General features: G+C 38.0%; 13 protein-coding genes. 11 read left to right on the top strand and 2 right to left on the bottom strand.

The annotated features are described in order from the left end of the window. From AC1DND_RS03550 to AC1DND_RS03510, 9 genes are all read left to right on the top strand, one after another. Window positions 1-180 (top strand): DUF1801 domain-containing protein (locus AC1DND_RS03550; RefSeq protein WP_477579168.1); only part of this gene is annotated, 180 nt, incomplete at its 5' end. A gap of 353 nt (window positions 181-533) precedes the next feature. After that, the gene (locus AC1DND_RS03545; RefSeq protein WP_477579166.1) at window positions 534-2,951 is read left to right on the top strand and encodes an alpha/beta hydrolase family protein; all 2,418 of its coding nucleotides are present in this window, start codon (window positions 534-536) and stop codon (window positions 2,949-2,951) included. A gap of 298 nt (window positions 2,952-3,249) precedes the next feature. Beyond that, the gene (locus tag AC1DND_RS03540) at window positions 3,250-4,146 is read left to right on the top strand and encodes a DnaJ C-terminal domain-containing protein (RefSeq protein ID WP_477579165.1); all 897 of its coding nucleotides are present in this window, start codon (window positions 3,250-3,252) and stop codon (window positions 4,144-4,146) included. A gap of 5 nt (window positions 4,147-4,151) precedes the next feature. Then, entirely contained in the window at window positions 4,152-4,457 is a 306-nt protein-coding gene (locus AC1DND_RS03535; protein WP_477579163.1) for a chaperone modulator CbpM, read from the top strand. A gap of 94 nt (window positions 4,458-4,551) precedes the next feature. Next, window positions 4,552-6,126: a helicase HerA-like domain-containing protein gene (locus AC1DND_RS03530; RefSeq protein WP_477579162.1), complete on the top strand. Its 1,575-nt coding sequence runs from the start codon at window positions 4,552-4,554 to the stop codon at window positions 6,124-6,126. Window positions 6,127-6,136: 10 nt separating this feature from the next. Further along, window positions 6,137-6,799, top strand: a complete 663-nt coding sequence (locus tag AC1DND_RS03525) for a hypothetical protein (RefSeq protein ID WP_477579160.1) — start codon at window positions 6,137-6,139, stop codon at window positions 6,797-6,799. 120 nt (window positions 6,800-6,919) lie between these two features. Then, window positions 6,920-7,819, top strand: a complete 900-nt coding sequence (locus AC1DND_RS03520) for a nucleotidyltransferase family protein (RefSeq protein ID WP_477579158.1) — start codon at window positions 6,920-6,922, stop codon at window positions 7,817-7,819. Beyond that, a complete protein-coding gene (locus tag AC1DND_RS03515) occupies window positions 7,810-8,886 on the top strand; it encodes a phosphotransferase enzyme family protein (protein ID WP_477579156.1) in 1,077 nt (358 codons plus the stop codon). The genes AC1DND_RS03520 and AC1DND_RS03515 overlap by 10 nt, the downstream gene beginning before the upstream one ends. Window positions 8,887-8,891: 5 nt before the next feature. Then, window positions 8,892-9,584 (top strand): TMEM175 family protein, encoded by a 693-nt coding sequence (locus AC1DND_RS03510; RefSeq protein ID WP_477579155.1) that lies wholly within the window; start codon window positions 8,892-8,894, stop codon window positions 9,582-9,584. A gap of 478 nt (window positions 9,585-10,062) precedes the next feature. Here the strand turns inward: AC1DND_RS03510 and dnaK are convergent, their stop codons facing one another. After that, window positions 10,063-11,973, bottom strand: coding sequence for a molecular chaperone DnaK (dnaK, locus tag AC1DND_RS03505; RefSeq protein ID WP_477579153.1), 1,911 nt, complete (start codon window positions 11,971-11,973; stop codon window positions 10,063-10,065). 404 nt (window positions 11,974-12,377) lie between these two features. On the opposite strand from dnaK, the gene AC1DND_RS03500 reads away from it, so the two are divergent. Beyond that, complete coding sequence (locus AC1DND_RS03500; protein WP_477579152.1) at window positions 12,378-12,737, top strand: DUF1304 domain-containing protein; 360 nt, start codon at window positions 12,378-12,380, stop codon at window positions 12,735-12,737. Window positions 12,738-12,802: 65 nt separating this feature from the next. Next, the gene (locus tag AC1DND_RS03495) at window positions 12,803-13,378 is read left to right on the top strand and encodes a murein L,D-transpeptidase catalytic domain-containing protein (RefSeq protein WP_477579150.1); all 576 of its coding nucleotides are present in this window, start codon (window positions 12,803-12,805) and stop codon (window positions 13,376-13,378) included. A gap of 150 nt (window positions 13,379-13,528) precedes the next feature. Here the strand turns inward: AC1DND_RS03495 and AC1DND_RS03490 are convergent. Beyond that, window positions 13,529-14,195 (bottom strand): class I SAM-dependent methyltransferase (locus AC1DND_RS03490; RefSeq protein ID WP_477579149.1); only part of this gene is annotated, 667 nt, incomplete at its 5' end.

Genomic DNA, 14,195 nt, shown 5'->3' with positions numbered 1-14,195 from the left:
GCCATAGCTTTATACCTATCATCGCAATTTAAAGACCGTGAAGAACTACTGGCTAAATTTGGCAAACACAAAACAGCGAAAGCTTGTATTTACCTAAAAAAAATGAGCGACATCGATATTGCGGTTTTAAAAGAAATGATTACCAATTCTGTAGAACGGGTAAAAAGTTTATATCCTTAAAGATGGAAAATGTATGATGGAGCTGGAGCTACCGTTGAATAAGAGCGCTTTTCTTTTGCCAAAGGTATATCTATTTGTCATCCTGAGCGCAGCGAAGGATCTTTATTCCTATATTACCAGGTGTTTGTTTTTGCGGCTAAAAGATTCCCGCACGCATAACCTTAACTCCTCAATGGTTAAAACATTATTATTAGTGAGAACTTAAAGACATTAAGAAGGTCATTTATTAAAAAGATTCAGTGCCTTGAGAATGAAAGAAAGCATTCACATCATGATGTAAATAAGAAGTTACGCGATAATAAGTTAAATTTTACAATATTTGATTATTCCTTATTTCGAACAAAAAACTGGAAATGATTAAAAAACTACACCTCTATTTATTGATAGCGGGCGCTTGTGTTTCGCTTAATTCAGCCGCACAAGATGCAGTAAGCTACCAAACACCTCCAAAAGAAATTGCCGATTTATTACTTGCCAAACCAACACCTGGTGTAAGTATTGATGGCAAAGCAGAATGGATCTTGTTTAGTGAGCGCAACTCCTATCCTTCGGTCGAAGAACTGGCCTTGCCCGAATATAGAATTGCGGGCTTAAGATTAAACCCAAATAATTACTCGCCGAGCAGACAAACCTACATTAACAACTTCAGTTTAAAAAACATCAAATCCAACCAAACGTTTCAGGTTTCAGGATTGCCAACGCCATTATATGCCAGCAACATTAGCTGGAACCCATCAGAAAACAAAATTGCCTTTACCCATACCACTCAAAAAGGCGTAGATCTTTATATTATTGATCTGGCTACAAAAAAAGCAGTCAAAACCAATAAGGCTTTTTTAAATGTGGTTTTAGGGAGTGGCCTTACCTGGTTAAATGATAAGACCATTATCTACCGTACGGTAACTAAACCAGCAAGTGCTGCACCTACAAAACCATTGATACCAAAAGGGCCAACCATTCAGCAAAATTTAGGTAAAGCTGCACCTAGCGCCACTTTTCAGGATTTAATTAAATCACCTTTTGACGAACAATTGTTCGAGTTTTTTGCAACCTCGCAATTGGTAAAAAATACAGCAGGTGTAGAAACGGCCATTGGAAAACCAGCTATTTATGGTTCGACAAGTTTATCGCCTGATAAAAATTACCTGATGATCGAAACTATACGCAAACCTTTTTCTTATTTGGTTACTGCAAACGGTTTTCCATCAACAGTAACCATTACCGATTTAACCGGTAAAACCATTAAGGTTATTGCTGAACTGCCTTCATCCGAGGGTACACCATCTGGTTACGACAATACGCAAAACGTACCGCGTGGTTTCGATTGGAGGGATGATGAACCTGCTACACTGGTTTGGAGCAAGCCATTGGATAGCGGTTTAATTAAAAAAGATGTTCCCTTTCATGATGCAGTTTATGCGCTAAGCGCACCTTTTACCGGCACAGAAAAAGAATTATTTAAAACGCAGGCCCGTTACCGTGGCGTACAATGGGGTGATGCCAACCTTGCCCTGATTATGGAAGGTTTACGTAGCAAACAAACCAATAAAGTGACCCGTTACAACCCTACAACAGGCGAAGTAGAAGAATTGTACAGCCGTAACCAAACAGATGCTTATGGCAACCCAGGTTCTCCGGTTACTACGAAAAACAAATATGGCCGACAGGTAATTAAAACGGTTGACAATGGCACTAAACTGCTAATGAACAATATAGTAGGTTCATCAGAAAAAGGAGACTTACCTTTCTTAGCCAAATTCGATTTAACCACTAAAAAGAATGAGATTATCTGGCGCAGCGCCGAAGGAACCTTCGAATATGTAAGCGATGTAATTAATCCTGACAAACTGGTTTTGCTTACCCGTAAAGAGAGTCAAAAATTAGTACCTAACTACTTTATTAAAAACCTGATGCTTCGCATCGCCGATCAACCAATTACTAATTTCACTAATCCATATCCATCTTTAGAAGGCATTACCAAACAGAAAATTTCTTACAAACGTGCCGATGGTGTAGATTTAACAGGCGATCTGTATTTACCTAAAGGTTACAACAAAGACAAAGATGGTCCATTACCTTCATTAATCTGGGCTTACCCACGCGAGTTTAACTCCGCAGCAGATGCGGCACAGATCCGTGGATCGAAAGACAAATTTACTACAATTAGCTGGGCCTCCCCCATTTTCTGGGTAACCCATGGTTATGCAGTATTAGATAACGCAGAAATGCCAATTGTTGCCAAAGATGGTAAAAAACCTAACGATACCTTTGTAGATCAATTACAGCTCAATGCCGAAGCTGCTATTAATAAACTGGCCGACTTAGGCGTTGGTGATAAAAAACGGATGGCCGTTGGAGGACATAGTTATGGCGCATTTATGACCGCAAACTTATTGGCCCACACTAATCTCTTTGCTGCAGGTATTGCCCGCAGCGGAGCTTATAACCGGACACTTACGCCCTTTGGTTTTCAAAACGAAGAGCGTACCTATTGGCAGGTACCGCAGTTGTATTACGAAATGAGCCCGTTCAGTTATGCAGATAAAATTAAAACTCCTATATTGTTAATCCACGGTGATTCTGACGATAACCCAGGTACTTTCCCTATTAATAGCGAACGTTTGTTCAATGCGATTAAAGGTGCCGGCTGTACTACCCGTTTTGTATTTTTACCTTATGAAGCACACAGCTACCGCGGCAAAGAAAACTTGCTTCACATGCTTTGGGAGCAAGACCAATGGTTAGAAAAATATGTAAAAAACAAAAAATAAATCTCTCTCTACCTTTATCGATTAAAGTGCCTCTATATGGGGCGCTTTTTTTGTTTAGTTTTTTTCGTGGTGTCAGATATTTCTATTCGGCACTCAATCAATCATCCTTTAAAGTCAGCTGGCAACAGCTGACTGCACTTCCAAAAATCTAAATGTTCTTAATTTCTTAATGGTAAAGTATCTCAAACGATTAACAAACTACCCTGGTTAAGACAATCCCCCATTGAAATACACCATTATAAAACCTACATTTATACAATAAAATTGAACATTACTTTTACTTATTTGTTAAGCCATTATGGACTACATAGACTATTATAAAATCCTCGATTTAAAAAAAGATGCAACAACTGAGGATATAAAAAAAGCTTATAGAAAATTAGCCCGAAAGCACCACCCCGATCTTAATCCCAACAATGAGGAAGCCAATAAAAAATTTCAGCAAATAAACGAGGCAAACGAAGTTTTAAGTGATCCGGAAAAGCGTAAGAAATATGACAAGTATGGTAAAGATTGGCAACATGCCGATCAGCTAGATGCGCAGCAACAGCAGCAAAGGCAATACCAGTCGCAAGGTGGAGGATATGGCGGTAATAGCTATTCAGGAGGTTTTGGAGGCGAAGATTTTTCTGATTTCTTTTCTTCGATGTTTGGCGGCGGCGGGGGCAGAAGCAGTAGAAATTCCCCTTTTAAAGGCCAGGATTACAATGCCGATTTGCAATTGAATCTACTCGATGCGTATGCAACGCACAAACAGACCTTAACCGTAAACGGTAAACAAGTACGCATTACCATTCCGGCGGGTGTAGAAAATGGGCAGAAAATTAAACTACCAGGTTAYGGTGCACCAGGAGTTAACAATGGCCCTCCGGGAGATTTATATATCAAATTCAACATCACAGATCATCCTAAATTTAAACGAAAGGGGAACGACATCTACCTCCAGGAAGAAATAGACCTATATACCGCCATTTTAGGTGGCGAAAAAATTGTAGAAACATTAAACGGCAAGGTCAAACTTAAAGTGCCAGAGGGAACACAGCCCGATGCTACTTTGCGTTTAAAAGGAAAAGGGTTTCCCATTTATAAAAAAGAAAATCAGTTTGGCGATTTATATATCAAGTGGCAGGTAAAATTACCTACCAATCTAAATGTCGAACAAAAAGAACTATTCGAAAAACTTTCCAAATTCTAACCATTATGGGAACCAATTTAATACCTGTAGAAGACATCTGTGCTTACCACCACGTAGAGATCAACTTTATCCAATCGCTTGAAGATTTTGGCCTGATCCACACTACTGTTAAAAAGCAATCGCTCTTTTTGCCAGTTGATGAATTGACCAAATTGGAGCAGTATCTTCGTCTAGCGCATGATCTGGAAATCAACTTAGAGGGCATTCATGCTGTTTCGCATCTGCTTAATCAATTGCAAAATATGCAGGAAGAAATAACCGCACTTCAGAACGAACTAAATTATTATAAGCAGCTTAGCCAACACCATTAAACAACCGTTTGTGCAGTATTTTGCATTAAAAGTGGAAACAAAAACACAATCTTTTTAAGATATCTTTCTTAAATTGGCAATCTAATTTAAAAAAATGAGCGATCTTTCTTCAAAATTCATCGAAAAAATAAAATCATCCTATGCCCCTACGGGCTCGTACATTTATTTAGGCGCCGGAATTTTAGACGGTCAGGTTTACAGCGAAGCTGAGGTTAATTTGTCGTTAAAAATGATGAATAGACATGGTTTAATTGCCGGAGCAACCGGAACAGGTAAAACACGGACCCTACAGTTACTGGCAGAACAACTGTCAGATGCCAGCGTTCCTGTTTTTATGTTGGATGTTAAAGGCGATTTATCAGGATTAAACCAGCCCGGCTCCGTTAATCCAAAAATAGAAGAAAGAACACAACAGCTCAACAAACCTTTTTCTCCATCTGGCTTTCCCATTGAAATTTACTCCCTTTCGGGTAAAATGGGTTCTCAGATGCGGGCAACGGTATTAGAATTTGGGCCAACGCTTTTATCGAAAGTATTAGATTTAAATGATACCCAGTCAGGCGTTATGGCGGTAATATTCAAATATGCCGACGATAACAAAATGCCGATTATCGACTTAAATGATTTAAAGAAACTAGTTTCTTATTTATCAGAAGGTGCGGGAGCCGCCGAAATAAAAAGTAGTTATGGCACCATTTCTACCGCTACTTCCGGTACAATATTAAGAAAAATCGTCGCCATAGAGCAGCAAGGATTAGCGGGTATGTTTGGCGAAAAATCTTTTGATATAGAAGATCTTTTCGAGCGTGTTGATGGCAAAGGAACCATCAGTTTGTTAAATATTGCAGATGTTCAAAATCAGCCCGTATTATATTCTACATTTTTATTAAGCTTACTGGCTGAGTTATTTAATACCATGCCCGAAGTTGGCGATTTAGACAAACCAAAACTGATCTTCTTTTTTGATGAAGCACATTTATTGTTCAAAAATTCTTCGAAAGCATTTTTAGAGCAGATTGAAACCATTATCAGGTTAATCCGTTCAAAAGGAATTGGCGTTTTCTTCTGTACCCAGGCGCCTACCGATGTGCCTGAAAGTGTTTTAGGGCAACTGGGTAACCGCGTACAACATGCATTAAGAGCATTTACGCCTAATGATGTAGATGCTTTGAAAAAAACAGTTAATACCTATCCAAAATCAGATTTCTACGAGATCGATAAAATATTAACCTCACTGGGTACTGGACAAGCTTTGGTTACGGTATTAAATGAAAAAGGCATACCAACGGAGGTATCTGCTACCATGCTTACCCCACCAAGGGCTGTAATGGGACCACTTACCGCTGCTGATTTCGATCAGCTTGTTCATGCCAGTTCGAAGTATACTAAATATAAAGACCCTATCGATCCTGAAAGTGCTTATGACATTTTAACTAAACGCATTAATGAGCAAACTGCAGCAGCAGAACAGGAAAAGCAGGAAGTTGAGGCTCAGAAACAGGCCGAGCAAGAAAGCAAGCCTAAACCGGGCGAAAAGAGCCTTGTTGAACAGGTAATGGGCGCAACAATAACACGCCAGATTGGTAAAGAAATTGTTCGCGGTATTTTTGGCATGCTTACAGGAAAGAAAACACGCTCAAAAACCGGTGGTGGACTTTTTGGATTTTAAAAACTTAACTATGAAATATCTATTTTTAGTTCTCTCACTTATTTCATTAAACGCTTATAGTCAATATGCACTTACTCCATTTGCAGAAGTCCAGGGCACCCAATTAAGAGAAATAAAGTACGAAGATGTAACAGGCTCTCCTTATTTATTTGATTACTGGGTTAAAGGAAAAGTAACCACTAAATCGGGGAAACATTATGCAGATATGCCTTTAAAGTATAATGTAATGGATGATAAGCTAATTTTCAAACATGAGAACGGCAATTTGATGTATTTCGCAGAACCAGTTACAGCATTTGAACTTTTAAATCCCGATTTAAATATATCAGATAAGTACATTAATGGATTGCCGGCAGTAGATCATTTTAATAATGCGTCTTATTTTGAAGTTATCTTTTCAGGGCCGACTTCATTATTTAAAAAGACGAATAAAAGGATTGTTGAAAGCAAACAATACGGCTCTGCGGTTACCAATAAAACTTTTAATACAACAAATGGCTATTTCATACTCAAAGATGGTAAATTTGCAAAAATTACACCCACGAAGAAAACAATTTTAGCTTTATTCCCTTCCAAAGTGCAAGAATTAAACGAGTATTTGAAAAAAGAAAAAATTGATTTAAAAAACGATAGCGATTTAAAGAAGCTATTTGAATACCTAAACCAAATATAAAAGACATGGCCATTTTTGATATAATTTATATGCCTATTACTATTTCGCAATACGAGGCAGGCATGATTAAATAATTATTTTAACTATCATGGCTCCTACAAATAAAAATAATAAACATAGATGAAACCCACCCTATTAATATTGGCTGCAGGAATGGCTAGCCGTTACGGAAGTATGAAACAGATTGATGGCTTTGGCCCAAATGGCGAAACCATTATTGATTATTCAATTTATGATGCCATTAACGCTGGCTTTGGCAAAGTTGTATTTATTATAAAAGAAGAGTTTGTAAAAGAGTTCAAAGCCATTTTCGAACCTAAACTTGAGGGAAGAATTGAAACAGAATATGTTTTTCAAAATTTCGATTTAAAACAATTTGGCATCCAAGAGGAAATTTATAGAGAAAAACCCTGGGGTACAGCACATGCAATCCTTTCAGGCAGAAACGCAATTAAAGAACCATTTTGTGTAATTAACGCTGATGATTACTACGGTTTTGATGCTTTTAAGAAAATGGTCGATTTCTTAACTACAGAAGTAACAGACAGCAACTATGCTATTATCGGTTATGAGGTTGGCAAAACCTTATCAGAATTTGGTGCTGTTTCGCGAGGTGTTTGCAAAGTAGATGCTGCTGGCGATCTGGAAGAAATTGTAGAACGTACAAAAGTTTACCCTAAAGATGGTAATATTTTTTACGAAGAAAACGGTGAAGAATTTCCATTAAGCTATGAGACTCCGGTTTCAATGAATTTCTGGGGATTTACACCAGCGGTTTTCAAAATTACGGAAGATCTGTTCAGAGAATTTGCAGAAGCAAACAAAGATAAACCAAAAGCTGAGTTTTTTATCCCATTAATAGGCGAAAACCTGGTAAAAAGTAATATAGCAAGCTTTAAAGTTGTACCAACCTCGAACAAATGGTTTGGTGTAACTTATAAAGAAGATAAACCGTATGTTCAGGATTGTATTGACCAATTGGTTAAAAACGGAACATATCCAGAAAAACTATGGAACTAAATTTAGATTCCGAAGTTTTAAAAGCCTACGGATACGCTAAAGAAAATATACAAATTACACAAATAGGTACGGGTTTAATTAACCGTACTTATTTGCTTTCGCCCCTATCCGAAAAGAAGAAATACATTCTTCAAAACATAAACACTTCGGTTTTTAAATCGCCCCAGGCCATTGCCAGCAACCTGAGGTCTATTGCCGATTACCTCACCTTCACTTGCCCTGAATATCTTTTTATTAAGCCTGTTTCTACCACAAACAGTGAAGAAATGGCGCACATTCATCATGAATATTGGCGGATGCTTCCTTTCGTGCCAAATACCGTCTCGTTAGACGTTTTAGCCGATCCTAAGCAAGCATATGAAGCTGCAAAACAATTTGGCAAACTGAGTAGATTATTAGATGATTTTGATGCAAAAACACTTCAGCCTACTATCCCGGGTTTCCACGATTTAGGTTTAAGATATGAACAGTTTACTTTGGCATTAAGTCAGGCAACAGAAACGCTAAAAGATGAAGCAAAAGCACAAATTGAAGATGCTTTAGCACATAAATATATCTTAGATTATTATACCTCATACTCGCACAGAACTGATTTCCCTGATCGTGTATTGCACCACGACACCAAAATCAGCAATGTTTTATTAGATAATAAGACTTACGAGGGTATTTGCGTAATCGATTTAGATACCATTATGCCTGGCAAGTTTATTTCCGACTTAGGCGATATGATGCGCACTTATCTTTGTGCCTTCTCTGAAAATGAAACTGATTTAGATAAGATTAAGATACGCTTACCTTACTTTGAGGCCACAATAAAGGGTTACTTATCCGAAATGAAAAGTATTTTGACAGAAACAGAAAAAGAACTCATCTTATTCTCAGGCAAATACATGATTTATATGCAAGCCCTGCGCTTCTTAACTGATTATTTGAGTGGTAACAAGTACTATCCTATCAGTTACCCCACACAAAATTTAGACCGGACCAAGAATCAGTTTAAACTATTGCAAGAAATTGCTGCAAACGAAAAAGAATTACAGGATATTATTGAACAGAATTTAATTTAGATTTTATGTCAGAACATGGTGAATTAAAGAAAGAATTTCAGATTGAACGAATGATTCTTTTTACTGATGCTGTTTTTGCAATCGCCATTACGCTCTTAATTATAGAAATTAAGGCTCCAGAAATCCACAAAAATATGGTTTTTACTGAAATGGTCGATCAGTTGTTAAATTTARTTCCCAAATTTGTTGGATTTATTATCAGCTTTTTTGTTGTTGCGATTTACTGGCGCTCTCATCACCGCATGTTTTCTTTTATTAAAGATTACGATGATAAATTAATCTGGCTGAATTTCTTCTTTCTATTTTCGATTATCCTTATGCCCTTTAGTTCAGCTTATTATAGCGACAATACCACATATAGCCTCCCTTTTTGGTTTTATTCCTTAAATGTAGCGCTAACTGGCTTTCTCAATTATAGAATGTTGACTTACATTATTAAGCATAAAGGTCGTATTTCTGATGGATTTGACGATTTAAAAACCCGTCAGTTGGCTCGTTGGAGAACATTGATTGTACCAGCCATATTTTTGTTGGGTATCCTAATCGACCTACTTTTGCCGAGCACAAACAGTATGAATATGTTAAGCAGATTTACACCGATGTTAATTTGGCCGGCAATTGCTTTATTGAATAGATTTTTTGGCAAAGCAAACGACTTGGAATATCATGAAAAGCCAAAAGCAAGACACAGAAAGTGATTTAATTGGAGTTGTAACATTTTTTCTCGGTCTAGGAATAAATTCTTTATTCTACAGTTTTATAACAGAAAGGATGGTTTCTGCGTTAAGCAAAAGAAATTAAACAATATGCCAATATTTAACCATACCAGGCATTTAAGGAACGCATAAGCTAGCCTCATCACTATTCAAACCCATCCAAAAGTACTAAACTCCGTTCCTAAACCCGACAGCAGCGGTTCCGATCCTTTACCGATAAATCGGCACTAAATTAGCATCGGATTAGCGAATGGCGGGTCTGCTTTTCCGAAAAGCACTGAACCGATCGTTTTCAAAAAAGTACAAGGCATTATTTTGAAAAGCATCAAGCAACTTATGAAACAGATTCTTCGTTCTCCTCAGAATGACAGAAAACAAAAAAGCGCTCCTGAACTCAATCAGAAACGCTTTTATTTTATCCTCCTAAGACTTACGCCTCAGGAATTCAGACTCAAGACTATTATTTCTTATCGTCTTCTTTTACTTCTTCAAAATCAACATCGGTAACGTTATCGCCACCACCTTGAGGCTGACCATCAGCTTGTGCTTGTTCGCCACCCTGAGGTTGCTCACCAGCTTTGTACATTTCCTCAGATGCTGCGTTCCATGCATTTTGCAATTCAGCTTGTGCTGCATCGATATCTGCAAAGTTACGAGAACCGTGCGCTGCTTTTAATTTCTCTAAACCAGCTTCGATCGGTGCTTTTTTATCAGCAGATAATTTATCACCAAACTCTTTTAATTGTTTCTCAGTTGAGAAGATTAAAGCATCAGCTCCATTGATTTTATCAGCTTCTTCTTTCTGCTTAGCATCGTCTGCTGCATTAGCTTCAGCTTCTTCTTTCATTTTTTTGATCTCAGCATCAGTTAAACCTGAAGATGCTTCGATACGGATTTTTTGCTCTTTGCCGGTAGCTTTATCTTTAGCACTAACGTGTAAGATACCGTTGGCATCAATATCAAACGATACTTCTACCTGAGGCACACCACGAGGTGCTGGTGGAATACCATCTAAAATGAAACGGCCAATTGTACGGTTCTGAGCAGCCATTGGACGCTCGCCTTGTAAAATGTGGATCTCTACCGAAGGTTGGTTATCAGCTGCAGTTGAGAAAGTTTCCGATTTTTTAGTTGGGATAGTTGTGTTAGACTCGATTAATTTAGTCATTACACCACCCATAGTTTCGATACCTAATGATAAAGGCGTAACGTCTAATAACAATACATCTTTAACATCACCAGTTAACACACCACCTTGAATAGCAGCACCGATTGCCACAACCTCATCAGGGTTAACACCTTTACTTGGCTCTTTACCGAAGAAAGCTTTAACCGCTTCCTGAATAGCAGGGATACGTGTAGATCCACCTACCAGGATAATTTCGTCGATATCGCTTGTGCTTAAACCAGCATTTTTCAAAGCAGATTTACAAGGATCGATAGTACGTTTGATCAAACTATCAGCCAATTGCTCAAATTTAGCACGGGTTAAGGTACGTACTAAGTGTTTAGGGCCGCTAGCATCAGCAGTAATGTATGGTAAGTTAATTTCAGTAGAAGTTGTGCTCGATAACTCAATTTTAGCTTTCTCAGCAGCTTCTTTTAAACGTTGTAAAGCCATTGGGTCTTTAGCTAAATCCATGCTGTTTTCAGCTTTGAATTCGCTAGTTAACCAATCAATAATAATGTGGTCAAAGTCATCACCACCTAAGTGTGTATCACCATCAGTAGATTTTACTTCGAAAACACCATCACCYAATTCTAAAACAGAAACGTCATGCGTACCACCACCACAGTCAAAAACAACAATTTTCATGTCTTTGTGTGCTTTATCCAAACCATAAGCTAAAGCAGCTGCAGTAGGTTCGTTAATGATACGTTTTACAGTTAAACCTGCAATCTCGCCTGCTTCTTTAGTAGCCTGACGTTGTGCATCGTTAAAATAAGCTGGTACAGTAATTACCGCTTCAGTTACTTCCTGACCCAAGAAATCTTCAGCAGTTTTTTTCATCTTCTGTAAAATCATTGCAGAAATCTCTTGTGGAGTATATTTTCTGTCGTCGATTTCAACACGTGGTGTATTGTTATCACCTTTAACTACTTTATATGGTACACGTCCAGCTTCTTTCGCACTTTCGTCGTAGCTGTTACCCATAAAGCGTTTAATCGAATATATCGTTTTTGTTGGGTTGGTTATAGCCTGACGTTTAGCAGGCTCGCCAACCTTACGCTCACCGTTTTCTGCAAAAGCAACAATAGACGGTGTAGTACGTTTACCCTCACTGTTTGCGATAACTACAGGCTCGTTGCCCTCCATTACGCTCACGCAAGAGTTTGTTGTTCCTAAGTCTATTCCAATAATTTTTCCCATTGTATTTGTATTTTCTCTTTTTAAAGTATTATAATTTCTACTCCTATTAAACAATGCTTGTGCCAATTGGGTTTTGGCAGATAATACTGGTAAAAGACTGATAAAATGTAAAAAAAGAGACTATAGTTTACTGACAGCATGACAGAATAAGCTGAAAGACAAATTCCTTAAAATGATTTGAAAATGAAAGTCAGCAGTACTTCGGAGGCAGCAGTCCCGCTAATCGCTTTACTTCGTTTCACTCGTGCCCGCTATTATCGGGTTTATTGAACAGCATTTTTTGCGCTTCGGTGATAAAACACAAGCAGAAATAATGAGTGATCATCTAAATGCCCTCAAAGTTTTATATCTTTAAATTACAATCAATCGGTGCAATCATTTAAATCTGTATAATCCAATCTATAATGCAATTAGCAGCACAAATCCTAATCGGCTTAGTGGCCTTCATCCACATCTATATCCTTTGGTTAGAAATGTTCGCCTGGACCACCAAGGCACCGAAAGTATTTAAAACCATCCCAAAAGATTTATTTGTGCCGACAAAAACACTGGCAGCAAACCAGGGATTATACAATGGCTTTTTAGCAGCAGGTTTAATTTGGTCGTTATGCATAACCGATCATCACTGGAAATTTTATGTGGCCATATTCTTTTTAACCTGTGTCATTATCGCTGGTATTTATGGTGCAGCCACAGCAAGTAAAAAAATTCTTTACGTACAGTCGATTCCAGCTTTAATAGCACTGATTTTATTGCATCTGTAAGTTCCATTCTATTGGTTGGTGTCGCACCAACCTACATAGTAAGTTCCTAGCGCCATCAACATAATATGCATAAGCTATCCGCTCTTCTTATCTTGTTTACGTTGTTCGGTTTTAAACCCAGGGCTAATCACTACGTAAGTGCAGACAGAATTAAGGAAGCATTGGCCTTCTGCCAGAAAAATAAGATGGATACTTCAATCGCCATTATGATTGATATGAGTATCCATTCCGGCAAAAACAGAATTTTTGTTTACGATTTTAAACAAAAAGAGATCACCATCGAAGGTCTTTGTTCCCATGGTGTTGGAGGCGGCAGTACGCCAACAAAACCGGTTTTCAGCAACAAAGAAGGAAGTTATTGCACCTCTTTAGGCAAATACAAAGTTAAAGGCCGCTCATACAGCAATTGGGGGATTAATGTGCATTATAAAATGTACGGTTTAGAAAAAACGAATAATAATGCTTTTAAACGGATTGTGGTTTTACATTCCTACACGCCAGTTCCCAACCAGGAAATTTATCCCCAAACTTTATTCGGACAAAGTGCTGGCTGCCCCGTTTTGTCAAACGGTACCATGCGAAAGATTGATGCGTTGCTCAAAACCAGGAAAAAACCTGTGCTGCTTTGGATATATATTTAGCTGTCGTCACCCTGAACTTGTTTCACGACCTAGTTTGCAAGAGGGATTGATCTTATCGGGCCTGCGTCTCACTGATCGATAACGCCCTATTTTTTCTAGATGTAGGATAGATGCTGAAATAAATTCAGCATGACGACCGCATTAGAAAATCTATAATTCCAACAATCTTTCTAAATGATGATAGCCAATTCCAAAGTATTCCTTACTTGCTTTAATTTTCTGTAAAATATCTGCTTTCTTCTCTGTTCCATGCTCCTTGCCCTTTACCCCCACCACAAGCACATTTTTAGGTGTATGTGCATCCGAGATGAATTCGAAAACTTTGGTTTTATATCCGAAATATTCTAAGATCAGGGCACGGATTCCATCGGTAACCATTTCGGCCTGGCGTTCTAAAAAGATGCCATATTTAGTTAAAAACGAAACATCATTTTTTACTTTATGTTGCTCAATCTCTCTACGGATCTGTTTGTGGCAACAAGGCGCAACAACAATCAGTTCGGCATTGGCTTTAATCCCTTTAAAAATGGCATCGTCTGTAGCGGTGTCGCAGGCATGTAACGCAATTAAGAGATTCACATCATCAGCCTTGTAATCCTCAATCGTTCCCTGAACAAAGTTTAATTTATCGAAAGCAGATTTAACCGTAACCTGATTACACAAATTAACCATATCCTGCCTATATTCCACGCCTATAACTTCAGTTTCGAGCTTTAAAACCGAATGAAGATAATCGTAAAGCGCAAAAGTTAAATAACCTTTACCTGAACCCATATCAGCAACCTTTTTAATGGTTCCTTCTGGCAGCTCTYTAATT

The organism is Pedobacter sp. 01N416 (assembly GCF_056399685.1).
The sequence above is the reverse complement of the archived record's forward strand: the minus strand, read 5'-3'. Positions and strand labels throughout refer to the sequence as shown.